General features: G+C 47.0%; 19 protein-coding genes. 12 read left to right on the forward strand and 7 right to left on the reverse strand.

Features of this window, described 5'->3' with window-relative positions; translation table 11 throughout:
• The coding region (lepB, locus tag CS921_RS02710; protein WP_099221598.1) for a signal peptidase I at window positions 1-224 on the forward strand (224 nt) is incomplete at its 5' end.
• A gap of 207 nt (window positions 225-431) precedes the next feature.
• Window positions 432-2,093 (forward strand): peptide ABC transporter substrate-binding protein, encoded by a 1,662-nt coding sequence (locus tag CS921_RS02715; protein WP_099221526.1) that lies wholly within the window; start codon window positions 432-434, stop codon window positions 2,091-2,093.
• 47 nt (window positions 2,094-2,140) lie between these two features.
• Here the strand turns inward: CS921_RS02715 and yeiL are convergent, their stop codons facing one another.
• The gene (gene yeiL, locus CS921_RS02720) at window positions 2,141-2,767 is read right to left on the reverse strand and encodes a transcriptional regulator YeiL (protein ID WP_099221527.1); all 627 of its coding nucleotides are present in this window, start codon (window positions 2,765-2,767) and stop codon (window positions 2,141-2,143) included.
• Window positions 2,768-2,861: 94 nt separating this feature from the next.
• Here yeiL and CS921_RS02725 point away from each other — a divergent pair, with 94 nt between their 5' ends.
• The 5 genes from CS921_RS02725 (at window position 2,862) to CS921_RS02745 (ending at window position 7,554) form a co-directional block, all read left to right on the forward strand.
• Window positions 2,862-3,548, forward strand: a complete 687-nt coding sequence (locus tag CS921_RS02725; RefSeq protein ID WP_099221528.1) for a YjjG family noncanonical pyrimidine nucleotidase — start codon at window positions 2,862-2,864, stop codon at window positions 3,546-3,548.
• Window positions 3,549-3,572: 24 nt separating this feature from the next.
• Window positions 3,573-4,247, forward strand: coding sequence for a YajG family lipoprotein (locus CS921_RS02730; RefSeq protein ID WP_099221529.1), 675 nt, complete (start codon window positions 3,573-3,575; stop codon window positions 4,245-4,247).
• Between the two features lie 106 nt (window positions 4,248-4,353).
• Entirely contained in the window at window positions 4,354-5,178 is an 825-nt protein-coding gene (locus CS921_RS02735) for an aldo/keto reductase (protein WP_099221530.1), read from the forward strand.
• 114 nt (window positions 5,179-5,292) lie between these two features.
• Complete coding sequence (locus CS921_RS02740) at window positions 5,293-6,543, forward strand: hydroxymethylglutaryl-CoA reductase, degradative (protein WP_099221531.1); 1,251 nt, start codon at window positions 5,293-5,295, stop codon at window positions 6,541-6,543.
• Between the two features lie 117 nt (window positions 6,544-6,660).
• Window positions 6,661-7,554 (forward strand): ROK family protein, encoded by an 894-nt coding sequence (locus tag CS921_RS02745; protein ID WP_099221532.1) that lies wholly within the window; start codon window positions 6,661-6,663, stop codon window positions 7,552-7,554.
• 149 nt (window positions 7,555-7,703) lie between these two features.
• Here CS921_RS02745 and CS921_RS02750 read toward each other — a convergent pair whose 3' ends face one another.
• Entirely contained in the window at window positions 7,704-8,789 is a 1,086-nt protein-coding gene (locus CS921_RS02750) for a GGDEF domain-containing protein (protein ID WP_099221533.1), read from the reverse strand.
• 25 nt (window positions 8,790-8,814) lie between these two features.
• Entirely contained in the window at window positions 8,815-9,519 is a 705-nt protein-coding gene (locus tag CS921_RS02755) for an EAL domain-containing protein (RefSeq protein ID WP_162921670.1), read from the reverse strand.
• 304 nt (window positions 9,520-9,823) lie between these two features.
• Here CS921_RS02755 and CS921_RS02760 point away from each other — a divergent pair, with 304 nt between their 5' ends.
• A complete protein-coding gene (locus CS921_RS02760) occupies window positions 9,824-11,350 on the forward strand; it encodes a flavocytochrome c (protein WP_099221535.1) in 1,527 nt (508 codons plus the stop codon).
• 83 nt (window positions 11,351-11,433) lie between these two features.
• On the opposite strand, the gene CS921_RS02765 is transcribed toward CS921_RS02760, so the two are convergent.
• Window positions 11,434-12,435: a helix-turn-helix domain-containing protein gene (locus tag CS921_RS02765; protein ID WP_162921671.1), complete on the reverse strand. Its 1,002-nt coding sequence runs from the start codon at window positions 12,433-12,435 to the stop codon at window positions 11,434-11,436.
• A gap of 186 nt (window positions 12,436-12,621) precedes the next feature.
• Here CS921_RS02765 and CS921_RS02770 point away from each other — a divergent pair, with 186 nt between their 5' ends.
• Both CS921_RS02770 and CS921_RS02775 read left to right on the forward strand, forming a co-directional pair.
• Complete coding sequence (locus CS921_RS02770; RefSeq protein ID WP_099221537.1) at window positions 12,622-15,039, forward strand: glycoside hydrolase family 2 TIM barrel-domain containing protein; 2,418 nt, start codon at window positions 12,622-12,624, stop codon at window positions 15,037-15,039.
• Between the two features lie 124 nt (window positions 15,040-15,163).
• Window positions 15,164-16,372, forward strand: coding sequence for an MFS transporter (locus CS921_RS02775; RefSeq protein ID WP_099221538.1), 1,209 nt, complete (start codon window positions 15,164-15,166; stop codon window positions 16,370-16,372).
• A 43-nt stretch (window positions 16,373-16,415) separates the two neighbouring features.
• On the opposite strand, the gene CS921_RS02780 is transcribed toward CS921_RS02775, so the two are convergent.
• Window positions 16,416-17,411 (reverse strand): AraC family transcriptional regulator, encoded by a 996-nt coding sequence (locus tag CS921_RS02780; RefSeq protein WP_099221539.1) that lies wholly within the window; start codon window positions 17,409-17,411, stop codon window positions 16,416-16,418.
• A 177-nt stretch (window positions 17,412-17,588) separates the two neighbouring features.
• On the opposite strand from CS921_RS02780, the gene CS921_RS02785 reads away from it, so the two are divergent.
• Together CS921_RS02785 and CS921_RS02790 are read left to right on the forward strand one after the other, a co-directional pair.
• Window positions 17,589-19,295 (forward strand): glycoside hydrolase family 3 protein, encoded by a 1,707-nt coding sequence (locus CS921_RS02785; protein WP_099221540.1) that lies wholly within the window; start codon window positions 17,589-17,591, stop codon window positions 19,293-19,295.
• An 18-nt stretch (window positions 19,296-19,313) separates the two neighbouring features.
• Complete coding sequence (locus tag CS921_RS02790; protein WP_099221541.1) at window positions 19,314-22,121, forward strand: alpha-L-rhamnosidase; 2,808 nt, start codon at window positions 19,314-19,316, stop codon at window positions 22,119-22,121.
• Window positions 22,122-22,287: 166 nt separating this feature from the next.
• Here the strand turns inward: CS921_RS02790 and CS921_RS02795 are convergent, their stop codons facing one another.
• Window positions 22,288-22,575: a type II toxin-antitoxin system RelE/ParE family toxin gene (locus tag CS921_RS02795; protein WP_099221542.1), complete on the reverse strand. Its 288-nt coding sequence runs from the start codon at window positions 22,573-22,575 to the stop codon at window positions 22,288-22,290.
• The gene (locus CS921_RS02800; RefSeq protein ID WP_099221543.1) at window positions 22,565-22,894 is read right to left on the reverse strand and encodes an AbrB/MazE/SpoVT family DNA-binding domain-containing protein; all 330 of its coding nucleotides are present in this window, start codon (window positions 22,892-22,894) and stop codon (window positions 22,565-22,567) included. The genes CS921_RS02795 and CS921_RS02800 overlap by 11 nt, the downstream gene beginning before the upstream one ends.
• Between the last annotated feature and the right edge of the window lie 149 nt (window positions 22,895-23,043).

A 23,043-nucleotide genomic window follows, 5' to 3' on the forward strand; every position in this document is an offset into this window, starting at 1 on the left:
ACACGATTGACATTATCGACAACGAGCTTTACATTGATGATAAACAATTCGAGCTCAAAGGGAGCGTGCCAGATTACGCGCTCCAAAGCAATACAGGCGAAGAGCGAGTCCCGAAAGGAAAGGTTTTCGTTCTTGGCGACAACCTCAACCATTCGCGTGACAGTCGGGAATTCGGTTTTGTTGATTTATCGGATATTACTGGAAAACTGCTTTGGCATAGCTGAAGCGGTTTTTTGTTGGCAATCAAGCAGCTTTATGTCGCGGATCGACTATTTTCGATAAAAAAACTTGTATTTTCTAAGTGATGTGTTAATATATTAAATACACAGAAAAATATGATTAGAATTTTAATTCCGAGTGATTGGATAAATCCGAAATCTATCGGGAGGGGAATTATCAGATTTTTATAACAAAAGAAAGAGGGAGAAAATATGAATAAAAAGGTTTGGGTAGTAGGGCTTTTGATTGGGCTTGTTAGCTTGGTGCTTGCGGCATGTGGCGGTAGCAGTTCAAGCGAAGAGGTGAAGACAGGCTCTAAAGGGGGAAATAAAAACGAGGTCAATCTGATGGAAACGGCAGAGATTCCGTCGATGGATTCCAAAAAAGGGACGGACGGTGTAAGTTTTACCGCTCAAAATCAAGTCTTTGAAGGACTTTATTATTTGGATCAGGACGATCAGGTGCAGCCGGGTGTGGCAGCTGGTGAGCCGGAATTGAATGATGCGCAGACGGTCTATACGATCAAACTGCGAGATGATGCCAAATGGTCGAACGGCACGGCCGTTACCGCGAATGATTTTGTCTATGCGTGGCAGAAAATTGTCGATCCGGCCACTGCTGCTGAATATGCGGTCATCTTTGATGGCGTGGTGAAAAATGCAACAGCGATTATCAATGGTGAAAAGAAACCGGAAGAGCTTGGCGTCAAGGCGCTCGATGATCAAACGCTGGAGATCACGCTTGAACAACCGGTTCCATACTTCCAGTCGCTGCTGACTTTCCCAACGTTCTATCCGCAAAATCAAGAATATGTGGAAAAACAAGGGGAAAATTATGCGAAAGACAGCGAGCATATGATTTATAATGGCGCTTTTGTGATGAAAGACTGGAAAAATACTAGCAAAACATGGCGCTTTGAAAAGAATGACAAATATTGGGACAAGGGCAGTGTCAAAACAGATGCGATCAATGTGCAGGTTGTGAAAGAGCCGGGTTCTGCGGTAAACCTTTTTGATACGGGTAAATTGGATCGGGCGAATTTGACGGGGGATTATGCGAAACAGAAACAAAGTGACGACAATTACCAAACAGAGCTGGAGTCGTTTGTTTACTATCTGAAATTCAATCAAAAACAAGATGGTAAGGATACAATTTTTGCCAATGCGAATGCGCGTAAGGCCTTTGCGCTGGCGATTGATAAACAGCAGCTGGTCGATACGGTGCTCGGTAATGGTTCGCAGCCGGCAACAGGCTATGTGCCCGCCAAGTTTACATTCAATCCTGAAACGCAAGAAGATTTCCGGACTGAGAGCGGGACTTATCAAAAAAACGATCAGAAAGCTGCCAAAGACTACTGGAAACAGGCTAAGCAAGAACTTGGCATCGATAAAATCACGATTGAGCTGCTTGTTGATGATCAGGATTTCAATAAAAAATCTGGCGAGTTCATCCAAAATACCTTGCAAGAGCAGCTGGATGGTGTCACGGTCGATATTAAAACCGTTCCCTATAAGAACCGGTTGCAGCTGGATGAAAATCAGGACTATACGCTGCAATTGACGCGTTGGGGTCCGGACTATCAGGATCCAAGTACGTTCCTATCGACTCAAATGACCGACAATAATTATAACCGTGCAAGTTACTCGAATGCAGAGTTTGATCAGCTGATGACCAAAGCTTCAACTGAGCTGGTGACACAGCCGGAAGAGCGTTGGCAGGCGATGATCGACGCGGAGAAAGTCTTGCTGGATGATGCTGGGATCGCACCGCTTTATCAATCAGGGCTGGCCGTTCTGCAAAAGCCGGAATTGACGGGTGTCGTTCACCATTTGTTCGGTGCACCGTTCAGCTATAAGTGGATTGAGAAAAAATAAGCACAAAACACGCCCATTAGGACCGCTTGCTGGTCGGGCGTGTTTTTTTACTGCGGGTGGGCCCACTGGCTGATTTGTTCAGGGGAGGCAAGATAGTAGCTTTTGCCTTCTTTTTGAAGCAAGCCTTGCTCGAGAAAATCATGAAACACATATAAAAAGTGACGATAGCTGACGTGGAGGTAATCCGCTGCATCGGTGTGGGCCACTTGATAGATGCCATTTTCGGACATGGTTAGAATAAAGCGTGCCAAGCGGCTTCGGAAGGAAGAAGAACCGTTTTCAGCATTTTCTTCTGCCCGTTTTAAGGCTTTATGACTAAGTTGAAGGCAGAGTGCGCGCAGAAAAAGTGGGTCATTTAGAAGCTGGTCACGCAGTATGGCGAGCGGCAGGGCGATCAGTTGGCAATCCCGCATGGCAATGACATCTTTGGTGGGACAGGTGTTCTGCAAGAGCTCAATCTCGCCGATAAAGCTGCCCGATTGCAGGAAGTCGACGACAGAGCGCTTGCCGTTTTCATGGAACATGACAATCTTGGCCTGACCGCTGACAAGATAATAAAGCTGCTCCACTTTTTCCCCAGTGGTCATGATTTTAGCGGCCTTTTTTACGTGCACCGATTGGGCATACGGCTGTACATCAAAGGAAAAAAGTTCTGGCTTTAAAGGTTGATTCATGTGATCAGCTCCAATAAAAGGTGAGATTTCTCCTATTATTATACGGAAAGCTGTGCTAAGATGCTTGTAAAAGGTTTCTAAAGGAGCGGAAAAAATGCGATACCAAACGTTATTATTTGATGTGGACGATACACTGCTTGATTTTCAATTGGCGGAGAAAGAGGCGCTTCAAGCTTTATTTAAGGAAAATGGTCTGCCGCTCACAGAAGAAATAGAAGCCCGCTATAAGGCGATCAATCAAGGCTTGTGGCAGGCGTTTGAAAAAGAAGAGATCAGTCGGGAAGAGGTTTTGAGTACGCGCTTCAGTCGGTTATTCCATAGCTACGGGCGGCAAGTGGACGGTATTTGGATGGAGCGGCAGTATCGAGAGCATTTAGAGAACGGGCATGCTTTTGTCGAGGGGGCGGAGCAGTTGATTCCCCAGCTGGCCGAGCAGTTCCGGCTGTATATCGTGACAAATGGGGTATCGAAAACCCAGTATAAGCGTTTGAATGATGCCAATCTGACGCGTTATTTTGAAGATATATTTGTTTCCGAAGATACGGGCTATCAAAAACCGATGGCGGCCTATTTTGATTATTGTTTTGCGCGAATTCCAAATTTTCAGCGCGCCGAAACGTTGATTATTGGCGACTCGATCACAAGCGATATTCAGGGCGGGCAAAATGCCGGACTCGATACGGTCTGGTTCAACCCGCAGCAAAAGAAAAATGGCACGGATATCCGGCCGAGTTATGAAATTGCCCATTTGCAGGAGTTGAATCAGGTGCTCGGCCTGTAGGATTATTGAGATGGAGGTGTGCACATGAAAAAATGGCTCATGCCCCTAATTTTGGTGGCACTGCTGGCACTTGGCGGTTGTGGGAAGGTGACGAATACGGTGAAAATCGATTTGGACGGCACGACAGATCTGCGGTTTGATATTCAAGTCGGGACGGCGGGGGCTGCGCTCGTGGAACCATTTTTAGATCAGCTGACTGAGAAACTAGAGGCGCAGGGGTTTCATGTGACGGAGAAGGGGAGCGGGCATTACACGCTTGATAAAACCTTCAAACCGGACAAAACGCAAAAACCTTCAGATTATGAAAAGAAAGCCGCGCAATACGGACTGAACTATCAGGAAGAAAAAGGATTTTTCTTTAACACCTACCATGTGCAGGCAAATGTCGACGTGCCGCAGTGGCTGAGTGGGACACCTTACGGCGAGAAAATCTCCAGCAAGTTGCTGAAGCAGGTCGATTACACCTTCATTTTAGAGCTGCCAATCTCGACGGTGACTGACAGCAATGCCGACCAGACGGATGGGGGTAAGCTGACCTGGCATGTGCCGCTCGACAAACCGACTACGCTTTATTTTGACCTGGCCGTGCCGAATATCCGCAATATCGCGATTACAGCAGGAATCGTCCTTGCTTTCCTCATTTTACTGATCGTCTGGCTGGTCCGAAAGCGGCGGCATAGACGAAACGGCAAGCGCTGATCATCTGAAAAGGTGGTCAGTTTTTTTGCGTAAGCCGATTAGTTGCTTTAGAGTGCACTCCAAGGTGTATAGTAAAGGGGAAAGAGAATTTGGAGGAGGCTGAATAATGGGAATCAAAGACACAGTAACACTGGCAAATGGCGTGGAAATGCCGCGTCTTGGCTTTGGCGTCTGGAAGGTCAAGGACGGAGAGGAAGCCGTGAATTCGGTCAAATGGGCGATTGAAGCGGGGTATATCAGCATTGACACGGCGGCGGCTTATCGGAATGAGGAAGGCGTTGGGCAGGCGATTCGCGAATCTGGCAAACCGCGCGACGAGTTGTTCATCACGACGAAGCTTTGGAATGCGGATCAGGGCTATGCGTCCACTCTTGAAGCCTTTGAAACGAGTCTTTCAAAGCTCGGGCTCGACTATGTGGATCTTTATTTGATTCACTGGCCGGTCGCTGGGAAATTCAAAGAGACTTGGCGTGCCTTTGAAAAGCTTTATCAGGAGAAAAAGGTTCGAGCAATCGGCGTATGTAATTTTCATGAGCATCACTTGAAGGAACTGATGGCGGATGCAGAAATCATCCCGATGGTCAACCAGATCGAGCTGCACCCACTTCTGTCTCAAGAGCCGCTTCGAGCTTTCTGCAAGGAACACGATATTGTCGTCGAGGCCTGGTCACCGCTTGGCAGTGGGCAGCTGCTTCAAAATGCAGAGCTGCAAAAAATTGCGGACAAGTACGGCAAATCGGTGGCGCAAGTGATTCTTCGCTGGGACTTGCAGCATGGGATTGTCACGATTCCAAAATCGGTGCACGAGGATCGCATTCAGCAAAATGCCGATTTGTATGATTTTGAGCTGCACGCGGAAGATATGGCTGCGATCGATGCGCTCAATCAAAACACGCGGACAGGCCCGGATCCGGATAATTTTAATTTTTAATCGAGTCTTGCTCGGTAGCCACGGCTGCCGGGCTTTTTATTTGGTTAGATTTGCAAAGCGAGGCGGATTCCGCTATCATTTGTAGCAGAAGAACAGTGAGAAGGAGAATGTGGCATGTTTCAGGGCTTTTATAAAAAAACAAGAGCGGAACGAGTGGCAATTTTAGCGGAAGTAAGCGGGATCGACCCGGCTGAAATCGAGGCGCTGAGTCAACCGGCTTTATCGGAAGAGGTTGCCGAGCATATGATCGAAAATGTGATTGGCACGTATGAGCTGCCGTTCGGTGTCGGTTTAAATATGCGAATGAATGACAAGGATTATCTGATTCCCATGGTTGTCGAGGAACCGTCTGTCGTGGCGGCTCAAAGCGGTGCCAATAAGACCATCCAGGCGAGCGGCGGCTTTCGGGCGGAATTCCCCAAACGGTTGATGATTGGACAAATCGAAGTGCTGGATGTGCCCGATTTTGAAGCGGCTCGTGCGGCCATTTTGGCAAATCGGGAGCAGCTTCTGGCACTTGCCAATGCGGCCCATCCAAGTCTTGAAAAGCGCGGCGGCGGGGCACGTGACGTGGAGGTTTACAAACGCGAAGGCGCATTTGAGCTACTCGTCTGCCATCTCTTGGTCGACACGTGTGACGCAATGGGTGCCAATATGATCAACACCATGGCAGAGGCCGTGTCAGCAGAAGTCGAGCGGCTCTCCGGCGGGCGTGCCGAAATGCGCATCCTCTCCAATTTGGCCGATCAGGCACTTGCAACGGTCAGCTGTGAGATCGATCCGGCGCTGCTTGCAAGCAAAGACTGGCGTGGGGAGGAAGTCCGCGACCGCCTGATTCGTGCCTATGAGTTTGCCGCCATGGATCCCTACCGAGCAGCCACCCATAATAAGGGAATCATGAATGGCATCGATGCCTTCCTGCTTGCTTGCGGCAATGACTGGCGGAGTATTGAAGCAGCAGCCCATAGTTTTGCGGCACGAAGCGGCCAGTATCAACCGATGAGCAAGTGGTCATGCACGGAAGACGGCTTTCTGCGAGGTACAATGACCCTTCCGGCGCCAGTTGCAACGGTTGGCGGGGCGATCCGTGTCCATCCGTCGAGCCGCCTCGCGCAAAAATTGACAGGGACAGAGTCGGCGAAAGAGCTGGGCATGCTGATGGTCGCTGTCGGCTTGGCGCAAAACTTTGCCGCTTTGCGCGCACTGGTCACAGAGGGGATTCAGCGCGGTCACATGTCGCTTCAGGCGCGGACGCTGGCGATGATGGCCGGGGCAGAGGGTGAGGAGATTCAGCAACTGGCCGATAAATTAATCGAGACGGGCCGCCTCGACCTAGCTACCGCCCAAAAGTTAGTAAAAAAATAACACACAAACAGTCTCTGCACCTGTAAAATCGGGAGCGGCGGCTGTTTTTTTAGGCTTGAAGTTTGGATTTTTAAAGCGGTATACTGGTAATAAGACTTCACGATGGGAGAGATGAACATGTATATGGTATTCGATATTGGCGGAACTTTTGTTAAATTTGCACGGATGAACGGCGGGGGAATCATTCAGGAAAAGGGGAAATTCCCAACGAATGCCAAGAGTCCGGAAGAGCTGATTGCCCAGATGACGGAAAAATTTGAGCAATATAAAGACGCGGTAAAAGGCATTGCAGTCAGCTGTCCGGGCATTATTGATGCGGAAAATGGGATTGTTTACTACGGCGGATCGTTGACGTTTATGCATAAACAGCATTTGGCGGAGAGGTTGAGTGTGGCATGCGGCGTGCCGGTCGTCATCCAAAATGATGCCAAATGTGCGGCGCTTGCGGAACTTTGGCTGGGGACTGTCAAAGGCTATCAAAATGCGGTGGTGCTGACACTTGGAAGCGGTGTGGGCGGCGGAATCATCTTGGACGGCAAATTATACAGCGGTAAGAATCTGTATGCAGGTGAAGTCAGCTACATGATGACGGGGCTTGATAAAGAAACTTTTCGGCCAGACTTTTTCGGTATGACGGGTTCGGCAGTCAGACTTGTCGAACGGATCGCCCGCGCCAAGCAGCTGGATGATTTGACGGACGGGGTGCGGGCCTTTGAACTGATCAATCAAGGTGACGAGGAGGCCTGTGCGATTTTCCGCAGCTATGCGCTTGATCTGGCGGCGCAAATTCTGAATATCCAGTATCTGCTGGATCCGGAAATCATTGCGATCGGCGGGGGCATCAGTGCGCAACCAATTGTCGTAAGCGGTATTCTGGATGCTGTCAATGAAATCAAAGCCAAAAATCCGTTCCACATGGCGCGCCCGCAAATCGTGGCCTGCAAGTTTCAAAATGATGCCAATCTTTATGGCGCGCTGTATCACTATCTACTGCACTTTGACGAGCTTTAAAAGAGTGCGCGCGGCTTAGCGTTGGCCAGCATGAAAAAAGAGCTGAGAATCAAACGACCCCCATTTTTTGAAATGGCGTGCGATCGTGATTTTCGGCTCTTTTATTTTTCAATGGGGCTAGTTAGAACGTCTCCAATATCCCAACCTTTTTAAAATTGAATCACCTGATTGCGTCCGCTTTGCTTGGCTTGATAAAGCGCCTTGTCAGCCAGCTGGTAAAGCTGCGGCATCATGTCGCGCACGCCGTTGCATGAAGCGATTCCCACCGAGATGGTCACTTGGATGGGCTCTTTCAGTCCGACATCCATTTGTTTTTTCTCAACGGCCGCACGAAGCGCCTCACCAAGCTGTTTGGCGACTTCTTTAGTGGAATTTGGCAACAGAATGCAGAATTCCTCGCCGCCAACGCGAAAAATATGCTGATAATTCGGCGAAATTTTCATCAGGGTATGGGCAATTTCCTTTAATACTTCATCTCCTATCGTGTGACCATAGGTATCATTGATGCGTTTGAAATGATCAATATCGATGATCAGACAGGTGAGATTCGTTGTAGCCTCATCTTCCACGAGCTCATGCAGTTTTTGACTAAAGGCACGCACATTGAACAGCCCGGTTAGAAAATCGGTGTAAGCATATTCGCGTTCCTGAAGTTCCAGCCGCCTCCCGTGCTCCATATCCGAAATAATAAAATTGAGCAGAACAAGTGCCAAGGAAGAGACAACAGCGGTGAAAACGGGAATCCAGATCACGCGAGAATGCAGCCCGTAGAAAAGCAAGAAATTAATCAGGCTGAGCGAGACACTCACCAAATTTAGGATTAGCAGAACGAAGAGTTGGGAATATTTTCCGCGTATCTTTTGAACAATGATGGATAGTATACATACAAGCGTCAAAATAAAAATTAGCGACTGAAAACTAACCGGATTAACGCCAAAACTGAACTGCAACAGCCCCGTCAGAAAGGCACAGGAAATGGCGGCAGCGGGACCGATATGATAGGCCAAAAGAATAATGACCACAAAGCGGAGATCGATCCGCACACCGTCCGGCAAGTCAATGGCAAAATACATAATCGCATAGTTGGCGGCAGTAGCGATCAGCAGCAAGCCGATTTTTCGGTCTAATGTAAAGGTATAATGGCGGATGTTCGGCACTAATTTATTAATAAAATAACAGGCTGTAATCATAATGGTGATGTTGGCGAGTACGCTCATGGCAGCATTTAATAGCATGGATTTACCTCCTTTCGGGTGGGGTTTATATTTTTGCCTTGATTTGTCTAGAAGGCTTGCCGAAAAAATAACCTTGCTGGAGAAAGAGCCCCATCTGCTTTAACTGTCGACTGGTTTGCTCATTTTCGATTCCTTCAATCACAAAGTCCAGCTGGTTTTCTCGGGTAAAATCTTTCCAGGCCTCAATAAAGCGAAAGATCGTTTGTGGTTTCACGCCGTCATGCAGGCATTTGATGTAGGAAAATTTGATCCGATTCAGGTAGGGCGCATAGCTGGCCGCTCGTTCCAATGAATTTTGCCCGGAATCCACATCATCGAGCGCCACGTGGAACCCCATCTGGTCGATTTTTTTGATTTGCATCAGCAGCCAATTTTCTCTTGCCCGATCACTAGGAGAAAAAATATCCTCTGTAATTTCAATGATCAAAACGTCGCGATAGTCGATCAATTCTTCCAGCAAGTCTAATGTTTCGGCGTAGAGAAGCTGTTCTGGATAGAAGTTGATGGCAAAAACATGCTGAGAATACGTTGCGAGCAAACGAAGCAGTTCTTTTTTAAACCAATGAAGAAAATCTGCGTGGGTTTCTTTGCTTGCGATAATGGAGTGAAAATGTGTGTCAGGAAAAACCGGCTGGCTGCTTTTGTTGCGCAGTAAAATCTCATGTCCGATCAAATGATTCGTCTGGGTATCAATCTTCGGTTGAAAAAATAACTGAAATGGCATGTGCATCTCCATTTCCCCCTTAAAATAAACTACTTACTTTCTATACCCTACTTGAATGATCGTATGTATAAAAAGTATATGTCAGATTAAAAATAGAAGCGAATGTTTTGTTTTTTACTTTTTTTAATGGATTTATCTCTTATTATGTTTAATGAGAAATAAAATTTTATATTTGTTAAATTATAATGATAGAACGATAAAAAATTTCACTAAATTATTCCAAAAAGATATTGTGAATAAGTGAGCTTGATGATATACTGAGGGACGTAAAGGGATTAATAGGGAAAAAAGGAAAAATGGGAGGAAACAAATGAAGAAAAAGTTTTTGGCAGTTTTAGCGCTCGTTTTATCTGTTATGCTGGTCATTGCGGCTTGCGGCAGTAACGATAAGGATTCTGCATCCAAAGAAAAGGCAGACAGCGACAAAGAAAAAACAGAGGCGACATCTGGCGCATCTAAGAAATCTTACACAGATCCAAGTGAATTAAAGGATGAATACGATATTATTATCGTAGGCGCAGGCGGTGCCGGCATGTCCGCTGCACTGGAAGCGAAAGCAAAGGGAATGAATCCGGTTATTTTTGAAAAAATGCCGATAGCAGGGGGAAATACGCTGAAAGCTTCATCCGGTATGAACGCATCGGAGACCAAGTTCCAAAAAGAACAAGGCATTGAAGACAGCAATGATAAATTCTATGAAGAAACACTTGCAGGGGGCCACGGAACCAACGATCAAGAATTATTGCGTTTCTTTGTGGATCATTCGGCCGATGCGATCGACTGGTTGGATTCGATGGGCATTCGTTTAAATAATCTTACTATTACTGGCGGCATGAGTGAAAAACGGACACACCGTCCGGAAGATGGCTCGGCAGTTGGTGGCTATTTAGTTGACGGCTTAGTTCGCAACATACAGGAACAAAAAATTCCAATGTTTGTCAATGCGAATGTAAAAGAAATTACAGAAAAAGATGGTAAAGTAAACGGCGTGAAAGTGGCGCTTGATAATGGCAAACCGAAACAAATCAAGAGTGATGCGGTGGTTGTTACTACTGGTGGCTATGGGGCCAACATGGAAATGATCGGTGAAGAGCGTCCGGAATTGAAAGACTTGGTGACGACGAATCAGGAAGGCTCGACAGGGGATGGCATCAAGATGATCGAAAAACTGGGCGGCGTTCCGGTTGACATGGATAAGATTCAAATCCACCCGACTGTTGAACAAAGCAAGTCGTATCTGATCGGGGAAGCGGTTCGTGGTGAAGGGGCGATTCTGGTCAATCAGGACGGCGAACGTTTTGTGAATGAAATGGATACACGTGATAAAGTTTCCGCAGCGATCAATGAGAATCAGGACAAAGATGCCTATCTGATTTTTGATTCCGGTGTGAAAGATCGTGTCAAAGCGGTTGCGCAGTATGAAAAAATGGGGCTTGTAAAAGAAGCGAAAACCGTTGATGAATTAGCCAAAACAACAGGGCTTCCGGCAGAAAATCTGCAAGCGACGCTCGACAAATGGAATCAGTCGGTTGAAGCGAAAAGTGATGCGGATTTTGGTCGGGCGACAGGTATGGACAATGCACTTTCGGCAGCGCCTTACTACGCGATCAAGATTGCACCTGGTATTCACTATACAATGGGCGGCGTGAAAATCAATCCCAACACAGAGGTGCTGAATAAAGATGGTCAGCCGATCAAAGGCCTCTATGCGGCGGGAGAAGTGACAGGCGGCCTGCATGGGGACAATCGAATTGGCGGTAACTCGGTCGCAGATATTATCATCTTCGGTCGTCAAGCTGGTGACAAATCAGCCGAATATGTCAAAGCTAATCAATAAATAACCACAAAAAAGAAATCCGGTACGTGCCTAAGCGCAGCCGGGTTTCTTTTTTTTGTGGCTATAATGACGCGAGCAGGGGATCATTTTTCGGAGGAATGCTGCTTGCGGAATTCACCGGGCGACAGGTGGGTGTTTTCCTTGAAGAAGCGATAAAAGTGGGCTTCTGACTGAAAGCCGATCGCCTCAGAGATTTGCCGGATCGTCCAGGTGCTCTCTGTTAAAAGCTTGACTGCCAGCTCGAGTCTGGCCCGTTTGGAATGCTTCATAATGCTGTCACCGGTCTGCTTTTTGACGATGCGATTCAGATATTCATCGTTGTAATGAAAAGCCGTGGTCAGTTCCGAACGAGAGAGAATGCCATGCTGCTTCTCAATAAAATTCAAAACCTGATGGCATAAGAAGGCTTCTTTTGATAAATCAAGACTGACAAGCCTTGTGCTGACGAGCTGGCGATTTTGCAAGGCATCAAACAGGCGCAGTGCAAGGCCACGCTGTAAGAAAGCGGCACCAATTTTTTTCGTGGCAATTTCTTGCTGCAAGGAGTCAAGCAACACAAACAGCACGGGATCATTTTCACTTGTCAGGCGGTTGAATTCAATGTAGCTGCGCTGATATTCTTTCTGATCCTGCATATTGGCCTGCAGAAAACGCACGATCATTTCTTGCTCTGCAGGATGATTTTTAGGAAAAGCCGCTTGAAAAATTTCTTCCAAAAAACTCACAGAAAAATTGATAAAAACGACCGTGCAGCCGGGATCAGGCACTTCAAAATGGGAGACCTGCCGATTCATCAGACAGCCGCTTCCCGCTTGGTAGAAAGCCGTTTTATCTTCAATATAGTTGGTCAAGGTGCCCGTCAAAACATACATAAGCTCAAAATAGTCGTGCTGATGCGGAATGTTGATATTGTCGCCCGTGAAAAAATCAATTTGGCCGTCAATGATCGAGGTATAAAGAATTGTCTTGGGTTGTGCCGTTTTAAAGAACATCGAAATCGGGGCTTTGGCGGCAAGGGTGTGCTTTTCAACGGCTGCTGTTTGAAGCTCAATACTTTTCATTTTGTCGAGTAGTGATTTTTTCAATACTTCCCACCTCTTTTCATCTTTCATTGTAACCTGAATGAAGATAAGAAGAAATGTAAGCGCTTATGAAAAGTCGGTTTTTCAAAGTGTTTGATAAGGGGATGTCGTTTTTTGCTATTACCTGTGGCAAATTTTGCTCGTATACTTAAGGCGATCAAAAGAATTTGAATAGAAAGAAGGGGGAGCATGAGAAAGAAACGCTCTTTAAATGATAACTGGCTTTTTCATCTAGGCGAGCTTGGCGAACCAATGAAAACAGTCAAAAAAGCAGCAGCAATCGGCGGCTTGACCTCCGCAACGACCGAAGAAGGTATGCCACTTCCGATTGGTAAAGGAGGCGACCATTTCCTGCGTTTGATTTCACAGGGGCAGCCTGATCAAGGGTTGCGCATGCTCGCCGGAACCGACCTAGAAACAAAAGCGGCAGAAATAGACTGGCAAAACGTCGACCTGCCGCATGATTGGAAGCAGAATATGGCCTTTACCAATGATCCAGCACTCCTGATGAGCGGTTCAAAGGAAGAGGGTGTGGGCTACTACCGCAAGACGTTCGATTTGCCGGAGGAACTTGCGAGGGGGCAGCGACTCATCTTGCGTTTTGAAGGCGTGATGCGGAAGGCAAATGTCTGGCTGAATGGCATGTATCTGGGTGAAAATTTAAGCGGCTACACGGAGTTCGACTATGATGTGACCGAAATGCTTCAAACCGGTTCAGAAGGTGCCAATGTGCTGCTCGTCAAAGTGGACACGACGACTGGTGGCGAAGGCTGGTGGTACGAAGGCGCCGGGATTTACCGCAATGTCGACCTGCTGATTTTACCGGAATTGCGGCTCGACGCGGATGCCTTATATCTATTTACCAAGCAGCTAGGGACTGATGTGGCAGAAGTCGGCACGGAGCTGACCGTCCAAAATGATACGGCAGAACAGCAGGCCTTTACTGTCCGGCTCCACATGAATGAAACCCTTTTGCTTGAGCAATCCGGTGAAACGGCTGCAAGCGGGTCTGTCACACTGGCAGGGGGCTTCACGCTTCATCAACCGGACTGCTGGACGCCGGAAAATCCGCATTTATATGCCATCCGGGTAGAATTGCGCCAAAATGACCGGGTCATCGATGAAGTGACCGTCAAATTTGGCGTTCGGACGGTTCGCTACGACGAGACGGGTTTTTACTTGAACGGGGAAAGCTATCTCTTAAAAGGCGTCTGTGAGCATCAGGATTTTGCCGGCGTGGGAACGGCGCTTTCCAAAGACCTCGTTCGCTTCAAGCTCAACAAGATCAAAGCCATGGGTGCCAACAGTTATCGAAGCGCCCACCATTTTGCTTCCCGCGATCTGCTTTCGCTATGTGATGAGCTGGGCGTCATTGTGATGAATGAAAACCGTATTCTGGAGTCCAGTCCGTGGCGCCTTGCTGATTTCAAAAAAATGGTCACCAGAAGTCGCATGCATCCGTCGATCTGCTTCTGGTCCATTGCTAATGAAGAAATTATCGGCAGCACTAGCCTCGGCGCGCGCATGGCTAAACGAATCGTCCAAACCGTTCGAGCGGTTGATTATGAGCGCTTGCTGGTTTCGGCAGAGCTGCTCAATCCGGAAGGGCTGATCGATGAGGACTATATCCAGCATTTCGATGTGGTCGGGGTCAACTATCCCGAAGCAGGTGTCATGGGTGGCGGACTGGAGAAGATTAAAGAAAACTATCCACATCTGCCGCTGATGAGTGCCGAAAATGCCTCCTATTTCTCGACACGCGGAATCTATCAGGACAACGCGGCGAAATGCCAAACGAACAATTTTGGCTCGCTGTATTCGATGGTGCTACCGGGGAAACGGGAACCGGGAGATCCTGGCGTAGGGGGGACCGCTCGACCGGAGGAAGTCATGGCGTTTGTCGAGTCGCATCCGTATATGGGAGGCGCCTTTTTGTGGACGGCTTTTGATTATGCGGGCGAACCGTCACCGTTTGGCTGGCCGGGAATCAGCTCCCAGTTCGGCATTCTGGATATGTGTGGTTTTGAAAAGGATTACTACTATTACTATCAGTCGAAATGGACGGAGGCTCCCATGATCCACGTCATGCCGCACTGGAACGGCGAAGCGCTTGATTTAACCAAAGAGAAGCAGGAAATCCGCGTTTTCAGCAATTGTCACATGGCAGAACTGTTTGTAAATGGGGAAAGCCAAGGCCGCCAGCTGGTCGCAGGGCATTTTAACACGTGGCATGTGCCATATGTTCCTGGCGAGCTCCTCGTGGTCGGTTTTGACACAGAAGGAATGGAAGTAGCCAGAGACATGCGCCAGACAGCAGGTGAGCTTGCGAACGTCCAAATCCGCACGTTGTTTGAAGGCGAGGCGGTCCAAATTTTTGCCTTGGAAGCAAGAGATGAAGCGGATCGACATGTGCCGACAAGCCATCAGGAACTGAAAATAACTGCACGGCATGGGCGCATTTTGGGTGTTGGAAATGGGGATCCAATTGGTCAAAACAGACGCTTGGACCGCGTGGCATTATTCTCTGGAAAAGCGATTGTCGTGGCGGAAAAAGGGACCGTTCTTAAGGTGTCAGCGGACGAGGAGCTGGCTATTTCCCATCTGTGAAATGAACATATAGCAACTGGATTTTAAATATAGTGAAAGCGTTATTTTCGCCCTATACTTAAGAGGTGAAATGAATGCGCGCATGCTTTTAAATAACATCACATTCTGAAAGGATGAAACGAACGTGAACAAAAAGAAATTAGCACTAATTGTTGGGATTTTAAGTATGAATTTGCTTCTTATGTCGGGTTCTGTTGTCGGGTCTGCCATTGCGGCGATTGCCAAATCTTTTCCGACAGAGCCAATCTCCAAGGTTCAGATGCTCAGCTCGATTCCGCAACTGGGTCAACTAATCGCCACACTGATTTTCAGCTATCTGGCCTTTAAGATTACACGAAAAAACTTAGGACTGATTGCCGTCGCCCTAGTGGCAATTAGCGGCTTGCTTCCGGCATTTTACAACACAAACCTCAATATCATTCTTGCCTGCATGGTCTTGCTCGGCTTTGGTCTGGGTCTGATCAGCAATATCGGACCAGTTTTACTACAGGAATATTTTGAAGGCGAAGAACGTGCCACCGTTATGGGCTGGGCAGTTGGCGTCAACAATATCGGGATGATTGCTTTTGTCGCGATCGGCGGTATTCTTGGCGGCGTTCACTGGCAAAACTTATTCTGGGTATACGGCATTTCCGTAATTATTTTCTTGCTGGTATTCTTCCTTGTGCCGCAAGACGTACGGATTCAAAGCAAAGATGCCGGTGCCGCTGGTGAAAAATCTGAAAGCTACTGGAAAACATTTAAAGGACTTAACGGCTATGTGTACGTGATTTTAGCCGTAACTTTTGTAACGAGCCTTGCCATGATGATTTTCATGTCAAACCTGTCGATCGTTTTGGCAGAAAAAGGCAATGGAACAGCCTATACGGCCACGATCACAGCTATCGGCAATGTTGGCGGTATCGTGACGGCCTTTGGATTGAAATATATTCGGAAGCTGACGAAAACCAATACAATGGCTTGGGGTTTCATCTGTTTTGCACTATCGTTTATCTGCATCGTTTTCTTCAACAACTTTGCGATGCATATTCTTGGAAACATGTTCTCTGGAATGGGAATCGTGCTAATCAATGCGACCATTCCATATGAACTGTCCATCCTATCAAGCAAACGGCAATTTGCGATTGCGATCTCGCTGAATACACTTGTCAGCTCACTGGCTGGGGTTGCAGCGCCAATCATACTCGCAGCAGTCAACATTCCGGCAGGTTCTTCTTCCTATATGGCCGGCATCATTCTCAGTGCGGTTGCAGCGCTTCTTCTGTTCGGTTCCCGTTTAGGCAAACGTGTAGAAGATGTTCATGCGGCAAAAGTAGTCGAAGCAGAAGCCTAAATAAAAAAACAGAGGGGACACGTGACGTTGTGCTCTCTGTTTTTTAACGATATTGTTCGCGATATTCAGCAGGTGAAAGGCCGAGGTTGCGGCGGAAAACTTTATAAAAATAAGAAGGGTTTTCATAGCCAACTTTTAACGCGATTTGTTCAATCGGGACATTGGTGTTCACCAGAAATTCAGCTGCTGCATTGATGCGCTGTAAATGAACCAATTTGATAAACGTTCGACCAGTTTGCCGCTTTAAATAGGAGGAAAGGTAGTTGGGATTGAACCCGAAATAATGCGCCATTTCTTCCAGGGTAATATCGGCATAATTTTTTTCAATGTAGAGAAGGAGCATCAGCAGATCGGTTTTGCTTTGTTCCGTGTCGACAATTTCCAGCTGTGTATGATAAGCAATTCGCACCAGCCGGGAAAAAAGCGTGAGAATTTCAAAGCGGATAATATGACTCGTCTGAATGTCAGGAAAATAGTATTCTTTGATGATATCATAGACGGTCGAGACGATTTTCGGCTCATGATTCGTTTTGAATAAGCTGTACCTGCCTTCAAGTTCCGCTTCGTTGGAAAGAAGTGAAAACAGAAAAGTGGCAATGGATTGTGAGTTCCCGCCCCGAAGCATGAAATTCAGATCATTGAGAGAGAAAGCGGTATTTTTGAGGGCGATATTGACGACAATCGTGGAAGGTGAAATCGGTTCGACTGTATGAATGGCCCGATTGCCAATCACTAGCAGCTCATCCTGCTTGACGGTCAGCGTCTCTTTTTTCGTAATGACGGTACAGTGACCGAGCAGCGGAATAATGATTTCAACATAGTCGTGAATGTGATAGGGGATATGAGAAGAGACTGGCTGCACAGAGACAGAAATCGACTGATTATTGAGGGCCAGACTATCTGTCAGCGTATCAAAAAATTCGTAGACAGGTTCTTTGCCCACATAGCCGGAGACTTTCGCGCGGAAGGACGCAGAAATCGTTTGCCAATTTCTCGGTTGGCTATAGGCATGCAGCAATTCCAAAATTTCAGGATTCATCGCGTATTCCTCCAAATACAAGCCATTTTTCTTTATCATACCTTAAAAGCAGTCGCTTGATAAGTCGTTTGGAGATACATCTGTGAAATCGACACACACTTGATCGGATTTAGCCATAGCAGGCAGGATTTTTCAAGTATAAAATGGAAGTAAAAGCATATAACAGGAGGCAATTCCATGATAGATTTAACCAAAAAACCATATCATTTAACTGAAAAAGAAATCGCCTATATTGAATCAAAACGGGCAGAAATGTCGCTCGCTGAAAAAATCGGCCAGCTATTCTTTGTCATTGGGCAAGATGAAAACATGGTGGATATTCCTGCTTTTATTCAAAAATATCAACCTGGCGGCATGATGTATCGACCTGATCACGCTGAAAAAATCAGTCGGGAGTTGAAAAACGCCCAAGCAGCCAGCAAAACGCCCTTATTCACCTCGGCCAATCTTGAATCTGGCGGCAATGGGATCGTAACGGAAGGCACCTGGGTTGGCATGCCGCTACAAATGGCCGCGACGGATGACCCGGAAAGCGCCCGCACACTAGGTGAAATCGCCGGCTATGAGGCACATCAAGTGGGTGTGAACATGGCATTTGCACCAATTGTCGACATTGACCTCAACTTTAGAAATCCGATCACCAATACGCGTACATTTGGCAGCGACCCGGCGCGCGTTTTAAAAATGGCTGCCGCTCAGATCGAGGGTTTCAAGGAGCAGCAAGTCATCCCTGTCATCAAGCACTTTCCGGGGGACGGCGTGGACGAACGCGATCAGCATTTGCTGGCATCAGTCAATTCTTTAACAGCAGACGAATGGATGGCCTCCTATGGCGAAATTTACCGGACGCTCATTGAAGCCGATATTTCCAGCGTCATGGTTGGTCATATCATGCAGCCTGCATGGGAACGCAAACTGAGCCCGGAAATAACCGATCAGGAAATGCGCCCAGCCTCCTCGTCCAAACGGCTCATCGACCAGCTGCTTCGAGGCATCCTTGGCTTTAACGGACTGGTCATCACAGATGCGACACCAATGATCGGCTATAATTCGATCCTGCCGCGTGAACAACTGCTTCCCGAAACGATTAACGCAGGGGTCGACATGATTTTATTTAATAAAAATATCGACGAAGACTATGCGATCATCCACCAAGCCGTACAAAATGGCCAACTGTCTATGGAGCGACTTGACGAAGCGGTCACGCGAATCCTCGGCACCAAGCTGGCACAAGGTCTGATGACAGCAGACGACAAACCGGCACGCATCCAAGTCCCAGCAGAACCACAGCTGAAAACCGAAGCGCATACGAAAAAGGCCGCTGAAATTGCCAAAAAATCAGTTACACTCGTCAAAGATCGCGATCAGCTGTTGCCACTCACACCGGAAAAATATCCACGAGTCCGGCTCTACGTACTGGGCGATTCAGATGAAGGCGGCTTTAAAGAAGGCGGTCAGGTCACAGGGATTTTTGAAACCCGGTTGAAAGAAATGGGCTTTGAGGTAAGCTTATTCGACACGAGCAGACTCGATTTTCATGAAATTTTTGAAGAAGGCGTCGCCGATTTGAAAGAAAAATTTGACCTGGCTTTCTATGTGGCCAATATCGAAACAGCCAGCAATCAAACGACCGCAAGACTCGACTGGATCCAGCTGATGGCAGCCAATGCCCCATGGTTTATGAGAAGCATTCCAACCGTCTTTGTGTCCACGGCGAATCCCTATCATCTTTTTGACATTCCGCATGTATCCACTTTTATCAATGCATATACAGGCAATCAAGCAAGCATCGAAGCCGTTTTACGTAAAATGACCGGCAAAGAAGCATTTGAAGGTATCAGCCCAGTCGATCCGTTCTGTGGCGATTTTACAACAAAATTATAAACTGGGAGGCTTTTACTTATGAAAATCAAGCAAATTTTAGTCAATCATATGACCGAACCAATCGGCTTTAAATTAGACGACCTGCGAATTGAATTTAAAATAGAGGCACCTGCCTATCAAGAAATCACCAAGCAGCTGATCATCTGGACGAACGAAAAAGAAAATCCCGTCTACATCACAGCCCCGCAACCCTATACGAATAACTATTTTGATGTAGAGATTCCCCTTGAACCGCGGACCCGCTATCATGTGGAAATCGTGATCAAAGCTTGCGAGACGGAAGCACGTAGCGAGAGCTTCTTTGAAACAGGCAAAATGAAAGAGCCCTTCCAAGCAGAGTGGATTGCGCATCCCAATAAAGATTTGGCGAACACCGTATTTCAAAAAAATCTGGCAGTCGCAAAAAAAGTTCAGCAAGCACGCCTCTACATGACGGGGCTCGGCTTGTATGAAGTTTATTTAGACGGCTGCAAAGTTGGCGATGAATATCTGGCGCCGGGTGTCACCGATTATAAGGAATGGATTCAGGTGCAAACCTATGACGTGACAGAAGCACTGGCCAATCCGGCGGAACACGAATGGCGAATTTCCACGGCTGACGGCTGGTACAAGGGTGAATACGGCTTTGAAGGCGGCCGGACAGCCATCTACGGCGACCAGCACAAAGTGATCGCTGAGCTTCATCTGGACTTTGCAGATGGCAGTCATGAAGTCGTGACGACCGATAGCACGTGGCAGGCGGCTGCTGGAAATGTCACAGCTTCCTCCATTTATTACGGAGAGGACTTAGACGACACGCTTGTCACCGGCGACTGGCAGCCCGTCATTATTCTAGCCGACAGCAAAGCGGTTCTGGAAGATCGTCTCAGCCTGCCCATCAAAATACAGGAAAAAATCACCGCCCAAACACTTATCCAGACACCAGCAGGCGAAGAGGTGCTCGACTTTGGGCAAAATCAGGTTGGCTGGCTTTCTTTCTACAACCGTGAACCCAAAGGAACGAAAATCACTTTCCAAATGGGTGAAATTTTACAAGAAGGGAATTTCTATCGGGAAAACCTTCGCGATGCCCGGGCCGCTTTCACATATATTTCCGACGGTGAAGAAAAATGGGTTCGGCCACATTTCACTTATTACGGCTATCGCTACGTCAAAGTAGAAGGGCACACCAAACCGCTTGAACTGGCGGATTATGAAGCGCACGTCATGTACTCAGATATGCCAGTGACAGGTGGCATTCAAACAGGTCACGCCAAAGTCGACCGCTTATTTGAAAATATCCTTTGGGGCCAAAAAAGCAACTTCTTTGATGTTCCGACCGACTGCCCACAACGTGATGAACGACTAGGCTGGACTGGCGATGCGGCTGTATTTTCCAATACCGCTGCCCTAAATATGGACGTTTTCGCTTTCTTCAAAAAATATATGAAAGACGTGGCGGTTGAACAAAAAAATCATGACGGCATGGTCACAATGTATGCACCCGCTATGGGCGTCAGTGATGGCGGCGCCGCGGTTTGGGGCGATGCAGCAACCATCATCCCATGGAACATGTATCACATTTACGGCGATCCGGCGATTCTCCGTCAAAACTATACCAGCATGAAAGCCTGGGTCAACTGGGTGACAGCGAACACGAAGACACCTGATTTATGGACGGGCACCTTCCAGTTCGGCGATTGGATTGCACTAGACGGCGAAAATCCCGCCTTACCGACCGGGAAAACGGATGAAGACTTCATTGCCTCCGTTTATTACTACCATTCCAGCCAAATTGTGGCCCAAACAGCCGCGCTACTAGGCTTTGCAGAAGACGAAGCAATTTTCAGCGAACAGGCTGCAAGAATCAAAGCTGCCATTCAAAAAGAATACATCACAGCAAACGGCCGCCTGTCGATCGACACCCAGACAGCCTATGCACTGGCGCTTTATTTTGAACTTGTCCCAGAAGAACAGATGAATCGCGTGCTGAACGACCTGGTGACACGCCTTGATAAAGATAACGACCATCTGAAAACCGGCTTTGTCGGCACGCCGTTCATTTGCCAGGTGCTTTCCAAATACGGTCGCCACGACTTGGCCATGAAAATTTTCATGTTGGAAGACTTCCCAAGCTGGCTATATGCCGTCAATATGGGTGCCACAACCGTCTGGGAACGTTGGAATTCCGTACAAGAAGACGGCACGATGCATCCGGACGGCATGAATTCACTCAACCACTACAGCATTGGAGCCATCATGGAATGGGCCTATAAATATCTACTTGGCTTGCGTGAACACAATGCAGGCTGCCAAGAAATTCATTTTGCGCCAAACTTTGATTATCATTTGAAACAAGTCTCCGGCCATTTCGACACCCCGTATGGCGACGTGAAAGCGGCCTATGCGATCGAAACCGATAAGGCACATACGATTAAAATGGAGCTAGCGGTCCCATTCGGCGTAACCGTCCACGTCGAGCTGCCCCGCTCCCGCGGCAAAGAAGTACACGTAAACGACCAAGTATTCACAGGTGGCACCTTTGACCTGACAGCAGGCAATTATGAGCTTTCATACGTACCAGATGGTGACTATATTGCCCGCTACCATGCAGAAACGCCCGCTGCTGCCATCATGGCAGACGAAGAACTGGTTGCCAAAATCGATGCGATCGACGGCGTACTTGGCTTCTTCAAGGCAGACCCAGAAGCGGCACGAGGCGGACTCGGCAGAATGTCCCTAACGAAACTGAATACAATTTTACCGTTCATCCATATCGAGCCGGACAAGCTGGCACAAATCAACCAACTCCTAGCAGAAACCCCAATCTTAAGCGAACGGAGCTAACTATAAATGGGCTGGGACATAAATTTCTCAGCTACACAAAAATACAGGCCAGAATAGAAAAGTTTTCTGACCTGTATCTTTTTTATTGAGAGAGCAGAAATCTAGAAGAACAGTTTTCTGCTTTTTAGAACTCTTGCTCGTGACTGCTGACAAACAGGAAATCGCGTTAGAGTAATCGCTTTAATTCTTTATAGAAACTCTCATGTGTCCCAACCAAGAAAATAGGGATGACCTGATTTTCTTCTATCATATAAGCAATTCGATATTCAGTTTTAGCATATTTAAATCCCATTGTCCATATATCATTCAGATCGCCACTCTTTTGAATGCCGTTATATGGATTGACTGCAATTTCATCGTAGATTACTTCCAGCATTTTTTCTTTCAACTTTTTTTCTTTGATTTTTTTAAGATACCTTATTACATGTGAGGATGGGCGTATCTCATAGGCCAATTTCTTTTGCCAGCTCCTCTCGAGTCATGGCATTTTCTTGCTTTTTAGCCTGATCTGCTAGTTGTCGGATCATAGTAGGGATTTCATTTTTTCTACGCTCAAATTCAGATAAAAAAGTTTCTGGATCCAAGTTTTCGGCCAATAAATCGCGCAGAATATCCTTATCAAAATCAAATATATCTGTACTATCTGGTACAAATCTATAAAAAATTCCCTCTGCTTTTAACTCGGGCTCCATAGACATACCCTCTTTAAGTTTAAATTTACTAGGGACAGTCAAGGTCAAAGAATTTCCTTGTTTCCTAACCTTTGTCAGCATTTTATATCACTCTCCTTGAAAATAATTACTTGGTAAGTACATTATACAATTATTTTTGAGTAATCACAAGGTAATTACTCAGGTGCTATTTACTATTATAAGAACCCACTAAAAATCATGATATAATAAAGCGAACTGGAATTTTAGTT

It is taken from the genome of Listeria costaricensis, from assembly GCF_900183385.1.
Classification (GTDB): Bacteria; Bacillota; Bacilli; order Lactobacillales; family Listeriaceae; genus Listeria; species Listeria costaricensis.